Below are 15725 nucleotides of genomic sequence, written 5' to 3'. Positions count from 1 at the left end.
GGGCCGCGGCACGACGGGCTCCAGCACGCAGCACGACGGGCCGTCGGCGACGGACGACGGGAACTGGACCGAAGAAGGGGCGGGGCGCCGGTGGAGGTCACCTGGTGGGGACATGCCACCTGCACGATCGAGGACTCCGGCGTGCGGGTGCTGACCGACCCGCTCTTCGCCCGCCGGTTCGCGCACCTGCGCCGCCGCGCCGGAGCAGTGCCGCCGCCGTCCGCGGCGCTGGCCGACGTGGTCCTCGTCTCCCACCTCCACTCCGACCACCTGCACCTGCCGTCACTGGCCCGGGTCACCCCCGGCACCCGGCTGATCGTGCCGGAGGGCACGGTCCGCGCGGTGCCCGGTCTGCGGGTGGTGCGGCGGATGCGGGAGCTGCGGGTCACCGAGGTGGCGCCCGGCGACACGGTACGGATCGGGGCGGTGACGGTGCGGGCGGTGCCGGCCGAGCACGACGGCCGGCGCCTCCCGGTGGGCCCGCAGCGGGCTCCGGCCCTGGGCTACGTGGTGGAGGGTGAGGCGCGTACGTACTTCGCCGGGGACACCGGTCTGTTCGAGGAGATGGCGAAGGAAGTGGGTCCGGTCGACGTGGCGTTGTTGCCGGTGGGCGGCTGGGGACCCCATCTCGGCCCCGGCCACCTGAACGCGGCCCGGGCCGCCGAGGCCCTGGCCCGGCTCGCCCCCCGCTCGGCGGTCCCGGTGCACTGGGGCACGTACTGGCCGATCGGGATGGACGGGGTCCGCCCGCACGAGTTCCACTCGCCCGGTGCCGAGTTCGCACGGCAGGCAGCGCTGCTGGCGCCCGAGGTGACGGTCCATCTGCCGGCGCACGGCGAGCGGGTCCTGCCGGAGGTCCGCCGGTGATCACGGACCAACTGGCGCACCTGCCGACCGGGGGGACCCAGCAGGCCGTCGGGTATCCGACTCTCTTCGCGCTGGTGTCGCTGGGCTCCCTGGTACCGGTGGTGCCGACGGGGGCGCTGGTGAGTTCGGCGGGCGTGGTGGCGTTCCACCAGTCCTCGCCGTTCTCCCTGCTGTACGTCTTCCTCACGGCCGCCACGGGGGCGTTCCTCGGGGACGTCTGCCTGTACTGGCTCGGCAAGCGCGGGGTCCGGTCGGAGCACGGGTCGAAGTGGCTGAAGGTCATCACCGACCGGGCAGCCCCCGAACGGCTGGCACAGGCGCAGCGGAAGCTGGACGAGCACGGGGTGATGGTGCTGGTGCTGTCGCGTCTGGTACCGGCGGGCCGGATACCGGTGATGCTCGCGTGCCTGCTGGGCGAGATGCCGCTGCACCGGTTCGCCCGGGGCGATGTTCCGGCCTGTCTGGCCTGGGCGGCGACCTACCAGCTGATCGGCATCCTGGGCGGCTCGCTCTTCCCGGAACCGTGGCAGGGCGTGGTGGCCGCGGTGGCGCTGACGCTGCTGATCAGCGGTGTGCCCGCAGGGTGGCGCGGGCTGCGGACGCGGTTCGGGCACTGAAGCCGAGGCGCCGGCGCCGGGCAGGTCCGCCCGAGGCGCCGGCCGCACCGGCCCCGCCCCGGCGGCCGCCCCGCCCCTGTCAGAAGGCGAGGCTGACGCCCCTTCCGGCTTCCCGGGCCCCGGCGTACGCGACGGCCGCCGCGGCCACGTCGAGCGCGCCGTGGCCGGTGGACTTGAAGACCGTCAGCTCGGTGGCGGTACGGCGGCCCGGGTGGCTGCCGGACAGGACCTCGCCGAGGAGGGTGGCCCGGCCGGGGGCGAGGCCCTGGAGTTCGTGGGCGCCGGCGGGCAGCGGGGCGGTGACCGCTCCGGCCCACTCGACGAAGAGCGAGCCCTCGTCCACGGTCGGCCCGTCCAGTTCCGGTCCGTGCGAACCCCCCACCGAACCGACGTGGGCCCCCTCCGCGAGCCAGGAGCGCCGGATCACCGGTTCGCACGCACCGGTGCAGCAGAGCACGGCGCCGGAACCGCGCACGGCGCCCTCGACGGTGTCGGCCGTGGCACGCGGGTGCCGGGCGGCGAGGGAGCGGGTGCGCCCGGGGTCCCGGCCACCGACCACGACGGGGGTGCGCGGGTACTGGCGGGCCAGCAGGTCGAGCTGGGCCGACGCCTGGACTCCGGTGCCCAGCACGGCGATCCTGTTCAGGTCCGGGCCGGCCAGCGTGCGCAGCGCGAGTGTCGCGGTGGCAGCGGTCCGTACGGCGGTGATGCTTCCGGCGTCCATCACCGCCAGCGGCCGGCCGTCCTTCTCGTCGAAGAGGGCCACCACGCCGCGGTGGGAACCGCGCCCGGGGGCGGTGGGATCGGCGAAGACGGAGACCAGCTTGGCGGCAAGCCCGAGGCCGGGGACGTGCGCAGGCATCACGCCGAGCAGGCCCGCCGGTGCTTCGGCGGCGATCCTCGGCGGTGCGGACACCGTCCCCCGCGCCACCGCGACGAGGGCGTGGGTGAGGGCCTCCGCCAGCCGGTCCGGATCGAGTCCGGCGCGGGTGCCCGTCGCGTCGAGGACGAGCACGTCGTTCGTCATGCGTTCTCTCCCTCGTCCGTTCGCTCCCCGGCTCCCGCCGTCCCCGCGTCCACGCCCAGGAGTTCCGCGACGGCCGCGGTGGCGTCCCGCAGCGCCTCGCACAGCGTGCCCAGTGACGGCTCGTCGAACTCCGCGTCGGGTCCGACCACGGTGAGCGCGCAGAGCGGCCTGCCGGGGCCCGCGAGGACCGCGCGGCCGACGGAGGCGACCAGCGCCTCGTTGCGGCCGCGCTCCACCGCGAACCCGGTGCGCTCCACCCGGGCCAGGTCGGCGAGGAGGCCCAGCGGGCCGTCCATCGGGTGACCGTCGTCCTGCGCGGGGCGCAGGTAGGGTTCGCGCGCCCCGGGCGCCAGCGCGGCGACCAGCGCCAGCGGCCCGGCGAACCGGTGGACGGGCAGGGTCTGATCGGTGAGCAGGCTGATCATCTCCAGCCGGGAGGGCCGGACCGCGTCGAGCACCCGCGACCGGTCGTGCTCCAGCACCTGGAGGTTGACCATCATCCCGGTACGGGCGGCGAGCGCTTCGAGGACCGGGCGGGCGAGCGTCAGCAGGGAGTTGGTGGCGGCGGTGCGTGAGAGCCGTAGTGCGACGGCGCCCGGCAGGTAGTGGTCCCCGGAGCGCAGCACCCAGCCGCGGCGGACCAGGTCGGCGAGCACCCGGTAGGCGGTCGGCCGGTGCAGCCCGACCTCGTCCGCGATCTCACTCAGGCGGAGCGGGCGTTCGGACCGCGAGACCGCTTCCACGAGGTCCAGCGCCTTGTCGACGGCCGAACTGGAGGACTTGGGCATCCCCGGTCCCACCCCTCTCTCACATCGACGTCTCCCGCGACTCCTCGCGGCAAGACCTTGCCGATCACGGGAGTAAGGACGGTAGCGTACGTTTCCACAGACGGAACCAGTATGACAACAGTTGTAATGCAGCAGGCCGCTGGTGCGGCATTGACGGAGAGGTGTGACCCGATGGCTCACGAGGATGTCGGCGCTCCCGCGCCCTTCGCCGCCCCGGCGGAGGGCAGCTTGGTGCTGTACCGGGGGGCCACCCTGATCGACGGCACGGGGGGCGCCGCGCGGCCCGCCACCTCGATCGTGGTGGACGGTGACCGCATCCGGACGGTCGCACCGGACGGCGAGATCTCCGTCGCCCTGCTCGCGGAGGCCGAAGTCGTCGACCTGCAGGGCACGTTCGTGGTGCCCGGCCTGATCGACTCGCACCAGCACATCGCCACCCCGCCCAACCGCCCCGTCGCCGAGGCCGCGTTGCGCCGGCAGGTCTACGGCGGCGTGACGGCGATCCGGGACATGGCCGACGACCTGCGCCACGTCGCCGACCTGGCACGCTCCACGCTGGTCGGGGAGATCCCCGGCCCCGACATCCACTACGCGGCGCTGACCGCCGGTCCGGGGTTCTTCGACGACCCGCGCACCTGGCAGGTCTCGCAGGGCGCGGTGCCCGGCCAGGTGCCGTGGATGCAGGCCATCACCGAGGAGACCGACCTGCCGCTGGCCGTCGCCCGGTCCGCCGGTACGTACGCCACCGCCGTCAAGATCTACGCCGATCTTCCGGGACCGCTGGTCTCGGCGATCACCGCCGAGGCGCACCGGCAGGGACTGGGCGTCTGGGCGCACGCGGCGGTGTTCCCCGCGTCCCCGTCCGAGGTGGTGGAGGCCGGGGTGGACTCGGTCTCCCATGCCCACCTGCTGGTCCACGAGTTCGCCGGGCGGCCGCTGACCACGTACAAGGACAAGCCGCCGGTGGACCGGGAACGCTTCCTGGCCGGTGACCATCCGGGGATGGCCGGGCTGTTCGCGCGGATGCGCGAGCGCGGCACGGTGCTCGACGCCACGAACACGCTCTGGGACTGGCTCGCCGACGACGCGGACACCCCCGAGGAGAAGACCCGGGCCCGGGAGAACGCGGAGCTCTCGGCGGCCCTGACGGCGCAGGCGTTCCGGGCGGGGGTGGAGATCAGCACGGGCACCGACTACGAGACCGCGCCCGGGCACCCCCACCCCTCCGTCCACGACGAGTTGGTCTTCCTGGTGGAGCGGTGCGGCATCCCCGCCGTGCAGGCAATCCGATCGGCCACCCTGGTCGGGGCCCGCAGCATGGGTGCGGAGGAGTCGATGGGGACCGTCGCGGAGGCCAAGCTCGCCAACTTCGTCGTCCTGACGGCCGATCCGCTGACTGACATCCGTAACCTGCGCACCGTCACCACGGTGGTGAAGCGTGGACTGCGCCTGCATCGATCGGAGTTCTCCCCGGAGAGCACCGCGACCACGAACCCGGCCGGAGCGACCCGCGCGACCGGATCCGCCGACGCGACCACGAACCCGGAAGGCACGAACGGCTGATGGCCACCGACTCCGTCCACGACATGCTGATCGTCAACGCTCTGGGTGAGCTGCAGAACCCCAACGCCCCCGAGGCAGCCGAGGGGGCGGGTCAGCTCCTGCAGACCATCGACGAGCTGGCCGTCGACGGCCGGGCCATCGCCGACGCGCGCGCCTCCGGGATGAACGCCGTCAACATCACGCTGGGATACGTGATGGGCGACATGCCTCCGTACGAACACACCCTGCACGAACTCGACGTGTGGGACGGCCTGATCGCCGCGCATCCGGGTGATCTGCTGCACGTCCGTACGGCGTCCGATCTCTACCGCGCGAAGGAGGAGGGGCGGATCGGGGTGATCTACGGTTTCCAGAACGGCGTGGCCGTGGGCGACGACCTCGGACGCGTCGCCACCTTCCAGGAACGCGGGGTACGCGTCTTCCAGTTGACGTACAACCAGGCGAACCATCTGGGCGACGGGTCGATGGCGCCCGAAAACCGGGGCCTGACCCCGTTCGGCCGCGAGGTGGTCGAGGCGGTCAACGAGAGCCGGATGATGGTGGATCTGTCGCACAGCGGCGAGAACACCTGCCTGGAGGCGGCCAGGATCTCCTCCCGCCCCGTCTCGATCAACCACACGGGCTGCAGGGCGGTCACCGACCTGCCGCGCAACAAGACCGACGAGGAGCTGCGGCTGGTCGCCGGACGCGGAGGCTTCGTCGGCATCTACTTCATGCCCTTCCTCAACCCCACCGGTCACGCCACGGCCGCCGACGTGGTCGAGCACATCGTGCACGCGGTGAACATCTGCGGCGAGGACGCCGTGGGCATAGGCACCGACGGCCCGGTCACCGCCATCGACGATCTGGACGCCTACGCCGCCACCCTCGCGGCGCACGTGGCCGAGCGCCGGGCGGCCGGTGTCGGAGCGGCGGGCGAACGGGCCGACACGTACCCGTTCGTGGTGGACCTGCGCGGTGTGGACCAGTTCCGCGAGCTGATCCGGTTGCTGGAGAAGCGCGGTTGGGGTTCCGGGCGCATCGAGAAGGTCCTCGGCCGGAACTTCGCCGACTACGCGGAGCGCGTCTGGGGCTGACGGCGACTACGCGGAACGCGTCCGGGGCCGACGCCGACTACGCGGAACGCGTCCGGGGCCGACGGCCGGGCCGCACCCCGCCGTACGCCTGGTCAGGCCGGATCACCGAACTCGCGCGAGCCGCCGATGGGCAGGTCCCAGAGGCGCTCGCGCGGGTGGCCCGCGCGCCGCCAGGCGACCCGCAGACGTACCAGCGGCTCCAGCACGGGCTCGGCGGAGAGCAGGAACGTCGCCCAGTGCATCGGTGCCATGGCCTTGGCGCCGAGGTCCTCGTACGCCCGCACCGCCTCCTCGGGGTCGGTGTGCACATCGGCGAGCCACCACCGGGGGGCGTACGCGCCGATCGGCAGCAACGCCAGGTCGATGCCCGGGTGGTGGCGGCCGATCTCCCGGAACCAGTGGCCGTACCCGGTGTCGCCCGCGAAGTAGACCTTCCGCCCGGGCGCCGCCGGGGCGTTCGTCGTGTCGGTGAGGACCCAGCCGCCCCAGAGCGACCGGCAGGTGTCGAGGAGGGTCCGCCGCGACCAGTGGTGCGCCGGCACGAACCCGAAGCGCACGCCGCGCAGTTCGGCCGTCTCCCACCAGTCCAGTTCGGTGACCCGGGTGAACTTGCGGCGCCTGAACCATACGGCCAGTCCTGCGGGCACGAACATCGGTGTGTCGCGCGGGAGTCGGCGGAGCGTCGGGGCGTCCAGGTGGTCGAAGTGGTTGTGGCTGACGACGACCGCGTCGACCGGCGGGAGCGCCTCCCACGCCACGCCCACCGGGGTGATCCTGGCCGGAGTACCGAGGATGCGCCGGGACCACACGGGGTCGGTGAGGACGTTCAGTCCCCCGATGCGCACGATCCAGCTGGCGTGCCCGGCCCAGGTGACCGCGTCCTGGCCGGGCGGGGGCAGCGGCACCGGGTCGAACGGCAGCAGGTGGACGCCCCGGAGGCCGGCGGCATCCGGGCGCAGCGAGCGTTCGCGGACCAGCCGGGTCATGGCCCTGATGCCCGGCAGGGGCGCGGTGAGCCGGTCGGCGAAGGTCTTCGGCCAGATACGCTCCCCGGTGGGCGGGCTCCCGGTCGGCGCGCCGGTGTCGCTTCGGGGCAGCCGTTCCACGTCCGTGTGGAAGGGCCCGGTCCGTTCGGTCATCGCGGATCTCCCGTCACCGGAGTTCGTCGAAAGCCGCTGCGAACATGCTCAGCGCGTTGGCGACGTGCGGCAATTCCAGTGGCGCCGCAGCGGTGAGGGACGCGGCCCGCTGGTCCGGCGTCGCCCCCACGAGGCCACCGGTCGCCACGCGCGCCCGCAGCGCCCCCAGCTCGTCCCCGAACCGGTGGCCGCCCGGGGCGGGGGCGCCCAGCCGGCCGGTGAGGTACTCCTCCAGTTCCATGGAGTCCGTCACTCCGCGCTCGGCCAGCCGGGTGCGCAGCGGCCCGAGGTCGGCGTAGAGGTGCCGGCCCGCCTGCGGGGGTCTTGCCAGGGCCCCGGTCGCCAGTACGGCACGGTGGGCGGCGGCGGCGATCTGCGCCTGGAGGCGTGCGGCCTGCCGGTTCCGGCCGGTGACCGCGTCGGGCTCCCGCAGGGCGTACGCGGCGGCCCTGGCGACCGGCGTCGCGACGAGGGCGCCCAGCGCGGTGAGGACGTCGAGGGTACGGGCGCGGAGGACGGCGCCCCGCCGGGTGGCGGGAAAGCGCGCCACCGCGACCGGCCACGCCGCCGGGGCGAGCGCACCCGCGAGGTCGGCGAGGACGGTGACGTCGTCGGGGCACATCTCGGCGGGGCTGAGCAGCACGGTGTCGTGCGGCCGGTGCAGGGTGTCGCGCCACGTCTCGTCGCTGATGATGTGGAGGCCCTCGCCGACGGCCGCCTCGCACGCCTCGCGGACGAGTTCGGGCGGCGCGACGGTGGCGGTGGGGTCGTCGGCCACGGAGAGCACGAGCAGCCGGGGACGGCCGCCCTCGGCGCGTACCCGGCGGACGGTCTCCAGCAGGGCGTACGGGTCGGGCACGCCGCCGCATTCGGCGGGTGTCGGCACGTGGTAGGCGGGCCGGCCGAGCAGTCGGGCCTGCGGGATCCAGGCCGCCGGGCAGGGTCGGGGCATGAGGACGTCTCCGCCGTGCGCGGCGATGAGTCCCAGCAACAGCGCCTGGGTACCCGGGGCTGCCGCCACGTCCGACGGTTCACCGCCGAGGCCCCGCCGGGCCCAGTAGGTGCGGGCCGCCTCCCGGAGAACCGTTCCGCCACCCGGGGGTTCCGGCCGGGTGTCCCCGGCTGCGGCGGCCAGCACACCGACGAGCTCGGGGAGGACGGGGAGCCCCGGGTCGGGGACGGGCGGGCCGTAACGGACCGGCCCGTGGTCCTCCCGCTCGCCGTGCGGGCCGTGCTCGGTCCGGTGCATGGCCCTCCTCGTGCGCCGTGATGCTCGTCCGCTTTCACCCCCGTGCCGTTCTCTCGCCTTTATACGGAGGTTCCGGCCCGAGTGCCCACCCGGGCCGTACGGACGTTCCCGCTCGGGTGGCCACCCGACGGACGTGCCGGACAGTGCGCGCAGGCCCCCGCCCGGAGGCCGGGTCCGCGCGCGGCAGGAGAACGGCGGGGGAGCGTCCGACTGACGAGAAACCGAGGGCTCCCGTCAGTCATGCGCACTACAATCAGCTTCCCTACTTGATGATTCCTTGGGTGAAGTGAGAGTTTTTCTTGAAGATTTCCAGAGTCGGCACCGTGCTCGCCGCAGCGGCCGTCGCCCCCGCCTTCCTGCTGTCGTCCCCGGCGTCGGCGGCCGGGACGGCCCACGGGGCCACGGCTTCGGCCGTCGACTCGTCGCCGTCGTCCTCTTCCTCGGCCTCGGACGGTGAGGACCAGGAGGAGAACGACCGGATCGAGATCCTTCGCCTGATCGCCGCGGCCGGGAAGGGCTCCGTGGTGGCCGAGCAGGGCAGCGCGGCGATCGACGGGGGCGCGGACGCCATGCGCGCGTTCCTGACGACCGGCCAGTACACCGCCCGTGACCAGGACAACCGCATCGCCATCGCGCGCATCATGGGTGCCGGTGGCCCCGGCGTGAAGCGGGAGGGCAGCAAGGCGCTGGACGGTACGCCCGAGGACCGCGTCGCGTTCCTGGAGACCGGCCAGTACGAAGCCCGCGACGAGGACAACCGGGTGCTCGTCGCCCAGCTCATCAGCACGGGCGGCCCCTCCGTGAGGGAGGCGGGCAAGGCCGCGCTGAAGGGGACCCCCGAGGACCGGGTCGCGTTCCTGGAGACCGGCCAGCACGTGGCACGCGATACGGACAACAGGGTGCTGATCTCACAGATCATCAACATCGGCGGCCCCCACGTCAGGGAGGCCGGCAAGGCGGCTCTGCTGGGCACGCCCGAGGACCGCCTCGCGTTCCTGGAGACGGGTCAGTACGAGGCGCGCGAGCAGGACGAGAAGGACGCCGCCGGGTCGGACACCGCCGGCTCGGGCGGAACCACCGGGACCACCGGGACCACCAGCGGCGGTGGCACCGGCGGCGGCACCCAGACCGGCCAGACCTCCGGCACCGGCACCGGCACCACGCCCGCCGGCAGCAGCACGGTCGAGCCCGTCACCGACGACAGCGGTACGAGCGGTGACAGCACCACCTCCGCTGCGGGCTCCGACTCCGTTTCGGCCACCGGTGGTTCGGACGGCGACGCGAACATGACCGCCCAGGACTCCGGCCCGCTCGCCTCCACCGGTACGGATGCCGGCACGGGCCTCGCGCTCGGCGGCGGGGTCGCCGCGGTGGCCGCCGGGGGCGTCCTGCTGGTCGCCGCACGACGGCGCCGCATGGGCGCCGCGGGCTGACGAACGCGGGAACGAATGACGGCCGGTGCACTCCTGGGCGGGGTGCACCGGCCGTTCCGTACCGGTCCGGCCCGGGGGCCCGCCCCACCTCAGGCGCAGTCCGGACCGCTTCTCTCCGCGCGCCTCCTGGTTCAGGGCGGCTGGACCGGGTATCCGCTGAGCCATGTCCACACGTCCTCTGCCCACCACCTTCACCTCCTCGACCCGCCTCAGGGGCTGGCTCCAGCAGCGTGACCTGACCGCGTTCCAGGGGGTCGCCAACCGGCACTGGCCGGGCGCCGAGCCGCTGCTGCCCCGCCTGAGCCAGAGCGCCAACCACGGCCTGTTGTGGTTCGGCGCCGCCGCGGGCATCGCCGCCCTCGGTGGCAGCGCACGGGCGCGCCGGGCCGCGCTGCGCGGCGTGTCCTCGCTCGCCCTCGCCTCGGTGGCCATCAACACGGTCGGCAAGGGCGCGGTGCGCCGGGACCGGCCGGTGCTCGACATGGTCCCGGTGATACGGCGGCTGAAGCGGCAGCCGATCACCACGTCCTTCCCGTCCGGGCACGCCGCGTCCGCCGCCGCGTTCGCCACCGGGGTGGCCCTGGAGTCCAAGGGATGGGGCGCGGTCGTCGCCCCGGTGGCCCTGGCGGTTGCGGCTTCCCGGGTCTACACCGGGGTGCACTATCCGAGCGACGTCGTGGCGGGTGCGGCGCTCGGCGTGGGGGCGGCCTTCGCCCTGCGCGGGGTGGTACCGACCCGGGGCCAGCTCCCCGCGCCGGGCCGGCCGCCCGCCCAGGCTCCGTCGCTCCCCGCGGGGGACGGCCTGGTGGTGGTCGTCAACGAGCGGTCGGGGACCGCGAGGGGCACGGCTTCGCTCGTCCGGGACGCCCTGCCGATGGCCGAGGTGGTGGAGTGCGCGCCCGCCGACTTGGCGGACGCGTTCGCCGGGGCGGTCGCCAGGGGGCGGGCGCTCGGCGTCTGCGGCGGCGACGGCACGGTCAACCTGGCGGCGTCCGTCGCGGCGACCCACGGGCTCCCGCTGGCGGTGTTCCCCGGCGGCACCCTCAACCACTTCGCGTACGACCTCGGCATCGAGACGGTGCACGACACGGTGGCCGCGCTGAAGGCCGGCGACGCGGTCCGGGTCGACCTCGGGCGCTTCCGGCCCGGTCCGCACGGGCCCGACGGGGCGGACGGCTACTTCCTCAACGCGTTCAGTCTCGGCGTGTACCCGGAGCTGGTACGGAAGCGGGAGCAGTGGGCACCCCGCATCGGCGGGTGGCCGGCCGGGATGCTCGCAGCCTTCGAGGTGCTGCGCGGGGAACGTCCTTTGGAAGCGGAACTCCAGGGCAAGCGGCGCCCGTTGTGGCTGCTCTTCGTGGGCAACGGCCTCTTCCAGCGGGTCGGCCCCGCACCCGGCAGGCGCCACAACCTCGCGGACGGGCTGCTGGACGTGCGGGTGGTCCACGGAGGCCGCACCCCCGGGCTGCGCCTGATCGCGGCAGCCGTGGCCGGCCCGCTGACCCGCTCCCCCGTCCACGCGGCCGAACGGCGCCGCCGGGTCCGGATCGCCGGACTGCCGCCGGGGACGCCCTACGCCTACGACGGCGAAGTGGCGCACGCACAGACGGAGTTGCTCGTCGACAAGCTCCCCGAAGCACTGACGGTCTACTGCCCCATGCCGGTGTGACCGTGCCGGAGTCCTCTCTTCACCCCTGGTACGTCTCGTATGACAAGACGCGTATCTCATGATGCGGCCTGCGGCGTACGGTTGACGTACCGCTCGCAGCAGCGCTCGAAGAGAGGACATCCGGCATGCCGAAGGAAACCGCCGTCTACACCCATGGGCACCACGAATCGGTGCTCCGCTCGCACCGTTGGCGCACTGCCGAGAACTCGGCGGCCTACCTCCTCGGTGAACTCAAGCCGGGGATGTCCGTACTGGACGTCGGCTGCGGACCGGGAACGATCACGGCCGACCTGGCCGCACTCGTCGCTCCGGGCGCGGTGACGGGCCTCGACACCCAGCAGGAGATCCTCGACCTGGCGGCCGAGGTCGCTCGCGAACGCGGCCTGGAGAACGTCTCGTTCGCCGTCGCCGACGTCCACGCACTGGAGTACCCGGACGACTCCTTCGACGTGGTCCATGCCCACCAGGTGCTCCAGCACGTGGGCGATCCCGTCCAGGCGCTGCGCGAGATGCGCCGGGTCTGCCGGCCGGGCGGCATCGTCGCCGCGCGGGACAGCGACTACGCGGCGATGACCTGGTATCCGGAAGTCCCGGGCATGGAAGCCTGGTTGACGCTGTACCGGCAGGTGGCACGCACCAACGGCGGTGAGCCCGACGCCGGGCGCAGGCTCCTCTCCTGGGCGCGACAGGCCGGCTTCACCGACGTCACGCCGACCGCCGCCGCCTGGTGTTATGCCACACCGGAGAGCCGGGACTGGTGGAGCGGGCTGTGGGCGGACCGGACGGTCGGCTCCGCCTACGCCCAGAAGGCGGTCGACGGCGGCCACGCCACGGCGGAGGACCTCGCCGCGGCAGCGGCGGCGTGGCGCGCCTGGGGCGACGAGGGTGACGGCTGGTTCATGGTGCCGCACGGCGAGGTGCTCTGCCGGGCGTGACACTCGGAGGGCCTCCCCGGAACCCCCGCCTTCCCCTTCGGACCTCTTCGCCCCCCTGCCGAAGAGGTCCGGAGCGAGCGAACCGATCACGCGGCGCGGGAGGCCCAACTAACCTCGTACGCATGGACATCCTGGGAACCACGCTACGCATCTGCGTCGACGACCTGGAGGCCTCGGTGGCCTTCTACGAGGGCATCACCGGCACCCGAGCGCTCCGCTTCGAGCGCGGCGGGGTGTCGGTCGCCGCGATCGGCTGCTTCCTGCTCATGAGCGGGCCCGAGACGGAGCTGGAGATGCTGCGCAAGGTGACGGCCACCATCGCGGTCAAGGACGTGGACGAGGCCCGCGAGGCGCTCACCCGGGCCGGTGCGCACATCGTCGCGGGCCCGGTCCCGACCCCCGCCGGCCGCAACCTGATCGCCCTCCACCCGGACGGCTCGGTCTTCGAGTACGCGGACCGCAACGCCGTCGCCTGACCCGCCCTCCACGCCCTTGCTCGCGTCCCCGGGACCTCGGGCCTCCCCCTCAGGGCTGCCAGGTACCGAGGTCGTAGCGCGGGGGAACCACTGCGCCGCCTTCCACGGCCCCCGGCATCCGCACGATCCAGTGCTCGCGGCAGGGCGCCCGCGAATCCGAAGCAGCCGGGGACGGTGCCGGGGCAGGGGGCTCGATATTCCGCATGCCGCCCGTCCTTCCCGTCGTAACCTGTGCCGCGAGCGGATGTCGCCGCAGGGAGAACGCGCCGGAATCATCCGCGTGCGGCACAGGAGAAGGCAGGGCACCACGATGGGTACGCAGCACACATACCGGGTGATCGTCCGGGGCACCTGGGACGGGCTGACGGACGAGGCGCGGGCCCGGCTGGTCGCGGAGGTGGCTGACCACGGCCTCACGTCGATGCAGTTCACCGAGGAGGGTTCGCTCACCTACGACACCGTCCTGAAGCACTTCAGCTTCCGGTACATGGTGGTCTCGGACGCCGAGGACGGCGAAGAGATGGCATCGGCCCTCGCCGAGGAACAGGCGGAGACCACCCTCAAGGCCCTGGGCTACGGCCACGGGCCGCTGCGCTCCACCGCGACCGACATGGACACCATGAAGATCAATTTCAAGGGGCAGCGAGGGCCCGGAACCGCGTGAGGGCGCGGCAGGAGCCGTCGTGTCCGCTCCCCGTGCGAGCGGACCCGTCGGAACGGCGCGATGATCTTCCGAATGGCCTCTGCGTTCGCCGTCCGGTCCGCGCCGGCGGCAGGCGCCCCGCCTCAGCGGAACGCGTGGACCACCTGGATCTCGCCGATGATGTGGGCGTTGAAGTCGTCCAACTCCTCTGCCGGAACCCACAGTTCGAGGATCGTCCGGCCGCCGGCCTGCTGGACGGGATACCGGCTCAGAAACTCCGACTCGACCTCGAAACGAGTGACGAAACCGGCACCGTCGTGCTTCACATTCCACTCCCGCGCGATCCTGACCGCGTAGTCCTCGTTGAGGACCGGGTAGAAGATCGGCTGCTCGGGCAGTCGGGGCGGCCAGGCACGCCAGTGCGACTCCCGCACCAGTTCCAGCTCCTGGGGGCCGGTGGGGCGCCACAGAGTCGTCGTCGGGTGCCGGCTAGTCATCGGTATCGCTCTCTCCACGCGCACCGCCGGTACGGCGGATGGGAGATCTGGACGATACCGGCGCTACGGACTCAGCGGCTACGCGGTTTCCTACGGGTCTCCGTCTGTCCGGGGCCGCCGTTGACGGCCCGCCCGACCGCCCGACCTACCGCCCGCCCCCGACGACGGGCGGCAACGGGCGGGCGGGCGACGTACGAGGTCCCCGCACGGATTCGTCAGTACTGCTCGGACTGACCGCCGTCGATCGGGACGACCGTGGCGTTGACGAAGCCCGACTCCTCGGAGAGCAGGAAGGCCACCAGGCTGCCGACCTCTTCCGGCCTTCCGAAGCGCTTCATCGGGTTGACGCTGACGAACGCCTCGCCGGCCTTCTCCCACTCGACCGCGTCGATCTGCTTGAGCGAGGCTTCGACCATCGGGGTCATGATGGCGCCCGGGGCGATCGCCTTGACGGAGACGCCGAACCGCCCGTACTCCACACCCGAGTTGCGGGTGAGGCCGACGACGCCGTGCTTGGCCGCCGCGTAACCGGACTGATTTCCCACGCCCCGGATACCGCCGACGGAGGCGGTGTTCACGACGGAGCCGGAGCCTTGGTCCTTCATGACCGGGAGCACGTACTTCAGGCCGAGGAAGACCCCGCGCAGGTTCACCTGGACGACCCGGTCGAACTCGTCGGCGCCGAAGTCCTGGGTGAGGTTCTGCTTGCCCTCGATGCCGGCGTTGTTGAAGAAGCCGTCTATGCGTCCGTAAGCCTCGACCGTCGCGGAGACGTACCGCCGCACATCGGCCTCGGAGCTCACGTCGGCGGTGATGCGCAGGACCTCCGTGCCGGGTACGGCCTTCTCCACCTCGGCCGCCGTGTCCGCGAGGCCCTGCTCGCTCACGTCGACGAGCGCCAGCCGGGCGCCTTCGCGGGCGACCCGCACGGCCGCCGCGCGCCCGAGACCGGAACCGCCGCCGGTGATGAGGACGACCTTGCCGCTGAATCGGTCTTCCATGGTGAACCTCCACACTGAGATCTGAACTGCTGCACTTGATTAGACAGTACGTACTGTCTAAATATTCCGGCTGCCCCCAGCCCCGTCACCGGAGGTCCCATGAACGACCGTCCCGCCGCCTCGCGCCCCCGGCGCGGCCCGCACCGCGATCCGGCCGCCCACGAGGCGGTCCTGGCCGCGACGCGTGAGCTGATTGCCGAGTTCGGCTACCAGGGCGTGACGATGGACAAGATCGCCTCGCGGGCGGGGGTGGCCAAGATGACGGTGTACCGCTGGTGGCCGAACAAGGCGGCGGTGATCACCGAGGCGGTCGCGGACCGGCTCGCGCCGCAGGCGGCTCCGGACACGGGTGATCTGCGCGAGGACGCGCTGCTGTGGCTGCGGAACCTGGTGCGGACGCTGACCCTGCTCGGAGACCCCAGCGTGGTGACAGGAGCACTGACCGAGCGTGGCGAGGCGGGCCGGGCGGAGCTGCGGGACCTGCTCCGGGCCCATGCCGATCCGGCGACCCTGCTGCTGGGAAACGGCGTGGCGCGGGGACTGCTGCCGCGGGACCTGCCGGTGGAGGCGGTCGTGGACGGATGGATCGGTTACGTGGTGTACCGGACCGTGTTCCTCGGCCAGGAGATCGCCGAGGCCGACCTCCTGGACGTCGTGAGCCTCCTCCCGCCGCCCCCGTCGGCGGCGGACGGGACCGCTGGCTGACACGGCCGGCGGACCGCTCACGGCGCGGTCCGCAGCGGAA

16 protein-coding genes and 1 pseudogene are annotated in these 15725 nt (G+C 73.1%); 10 read left to right on the top strand and 7 right to left on the bottom strand.

Annotated features, from left to right (window positions below):
- Window positions 1-90: 90 nt before the first annotated feature.
- Entirely contained in the window at window positions 91-867 is a 777-nt protein-coding gene (locus tag ACFYPN_RS30245) for an MBL fold metallo-hydrolase (protein ID WP_358762140.1), read from the top strand.
- The gene (locus ACFYPN_RS30240; protein ID WP_389302637.1) at window positions 864-1484 is read left to right on the top strand and encodes a DedA family protein; all 621 of its coding nucleotides are present in this window, start codon (window positions 864-866) and stop codon (window positions 1482-1484) included. The genes ACFYPN_RS30245 and ACFYPN_RS30240 overlap by 4 nt, the downstream gene beginning before the upstream one ends.
- Before the next feature lie 79 nt (window positions 1485-1563).
- Here ACFYPN_RS30240 and ACFYPN_RS30235 read toward each other — a convergent pair whose 3' ends face one another.
- Together ACFYPN_RS30235 and ACFYPN_RS30230 are read right to left on the bottom strand one after the other, a co-directional pair.
- Window positions 1564-2511, bottom strand: coding sequence for an ornithine cyclodeaminase family protein (locus ACFYPN_RS30235; RefSeq protein ID WP_358762136.1), 948 nt, complete (start codon window positions 2509-2511; stop codon window positions 1564-1566).
- On the bottom strand, window positions 2508-3299 hold the full coding sequence (locus ACFYPN_RS30230) for an IclR family transcriptional regulator (RefSeq protein ID WP_358762134.1): 792 nt from the start codon (window positions 3297-3299) through the stop codon (window positions 2508-2510). Before ACFYPN_RS30230 ends, ACFYPN_RS30235 begins: the two co-directional genes overlap by 4 nt.
- A gap of 171 nt (window positions 3300-3470) precedes the next feature.
- On the opposite strand from ACFYPN_RS30230, the gene ACFYPN_RS30225 reads away from it, so the two are divergent.
- Both ACFYPN_RS30225 and ACFYPN_RS30220 read left to right on the top strand, forming a co-directional pair.
- Window positions 3471-4862, top strand: coding sequence for an amidohydrolase family protein (locus tag ACFYPN_RS30225; RefSeq protein WP_389302634.1), 1392 nt, complete (start codon window positions 3471-3473; stop codon window positions 4860-4862).
- Complete coding sequence (locus ACFYPN_RS30220; RefSeq protein WP_389302631.1) at window positions 4862-5938, top strand: dipeptidase; 1077 nt, start codon at window positions 4862-4864, stop codon at window positions 5936-5938. Before ACFYPN_RS30225 ends, ACFYPN_RS30220 begins: the two co-directional genes overlap by 1 nt.
- Before the next feature lie 92 nt (window positions 5939-6030).
- Here ACFYPN_RS30220 and ACFYPN_RS30215 read toward each other — a convergent pair whose 3' ends face one another.
- On the bottom strand, window positions 6031-7077 hold the full coding sequence (locus ACFYPN_RS30215; protein WP_358762129.1) for an MBL fold metallo-hydrolase: 1047 nt from the start codon (window positions 7075-7077) through the stop codon (window positions 6031-6033).
- Window positions 7078-7090: 13 nt separating this feature from the next.
- Complete coding sequence (locus tag ACFYPN_RS30210) at window positions 7091-8326, bottom strand: aminotransferase class I/II-fold pyridoxal phosphate-dependent enzyme (protein WP_358762127.1); 1236 nt, start codon at window positions 8324-8326, stop codon at window positions 7091-7093.
- Between the two features lie 299 nt (window positions 8327-8625).
- On the opposite strand from ACFYPN_RS30210, the gene ACFYPN_RS30205 reads away from it, so the two are divergent.
- From ACFYPN_RS30205 to ACFYPN_RS30190, 4 genes are all read left to right on the top strand, one after another.
- Window positions 8626-9759 (top strand): ALF repeat-containing protein, encoded by a 1134-nt coding sequence (locus ACFYPN_RS30205; RefSeq protein ID WP_358762126.1) that lies wholly within the window; start codon window positions 8626-8628, stop codon window positions 9757-9759.
- A 163-nt stretch (window positions 9760-9922) separates the two neighbouring features.
- A complete protein-coding gene (locus ACFYPN_RS30200; protein ID WP_358762124.1) occupies window positions 9923-11428 on the top strand; it encodes a phosphatase PAP2 family protein in 1506 nt (501 codons plus the stop codon).
- A 125-nt stretch (window positions 11429-11553) separates the two neighbouring features.
- Complete coding sequence (locus tag ACFYPN_RS30195; RefSeq protein WP_358762122.1) at window positions 11554-12363, top strand: class I SAM-dependent methyltransferase; 810 nt, start codon at window positions 11554-11556, stop codon at window positions 12361-12363.
- 122 nt (window positions 12364-12485) lie between these two features.
- On the top strand, window positions 12486-12839 hold the full coding sequence (locus tag ACFYPN_RS30190; protein ID WP_358762120.1) for a VOC family protein: 354 nt from the start codon (window positions 12486-12488) through the stop codon (window positions 12837-12839).
- Window positions 12840-12894: 55 nt separating this feature from the next.
- On the opposite strand, the pseudogene ACFYPN_RS30185 reads toward ACFYPN_RS30190, so the two are convergent.
- Window positions 12895-13033 (bottom strand): annotated as a pseudogene (locus ACFYPN_RS30185) (arginase family protein); the annotation flags it as partial.
- A 116-nt stretch (window positions 13034-13149) separates the two neighbouring features.
- Here ACFYPN_RS30185 and ACFYPN_RS30180 point away from each other — a divergent pair.
- Window positions 13150-13503 (top strand): DUF6204 family protein, encoded by a 354-nt coding sequence (locus ACFYPN_RS30180; protein ID WP_358762119.1) that lies wholly within the window; start codon window positions 13150-13152, stop codon window positions 13501-13503.
- A 122-nt stretch (window positions 13504-13625) separates the two neighbouring features.
- Here ACFYPN_RS30180 and ACFYPN_RS30175 read toward each other — a convergent pair whose 3' ends face one another.
- Window positions 13626-13979, bottom strand: coding sequence for a hypothetical protein (locus ACFYPN_RS30175; protein ID WP_358762118.1), 354 nt, complete (start codon window positions 13977-13979; stop codon window positions 13626-13628).
- Between the two features lie 215 nt (window positions 13980-14194).
- Complete coding sequence (locus ACFYPN_RS30170) at window positions 14195-14980, bottom strand: SDR family oxidoreductase (protein ID WP_358762117.1); 786 nt, start codon at window positions 14978-14980, stop codon at window positions 14195-14197.
- 99 nt (window positions 14981-15079) lie between these two features.
- Here ACFYPN_RS30170 and ACFYPN_RS30165 point away from each other — a divergent pair, with 99 nt between their 5' ends.
- A complete protein-coding gene (locus ACFYPN_RS30165; RefSeq protein ID WP_358762116.1) occupies window positions 15080-15685 on the top strand; it encodes a TetR/AcrR family transcriptional regulator in 606 nt (201 codons plus the stop codon).
- Window positions 15686-15725: the final 40 nt, after the last annotated feature.

The sequence above is a fragment of the Streptomyces sp. NPDC005576 genome, assembly GCF_042871745.1.
GTDB lineage: Bacteria > Actinomycetota > Actinomycetes > Streptomycetales > Streptomycetaceae > Streptomyces.
The sequence above is the reverse complement of the archived record's forward strand: the minus strand, read 5'-3'. Positions and strand labels throughout refer to the sequence as shown.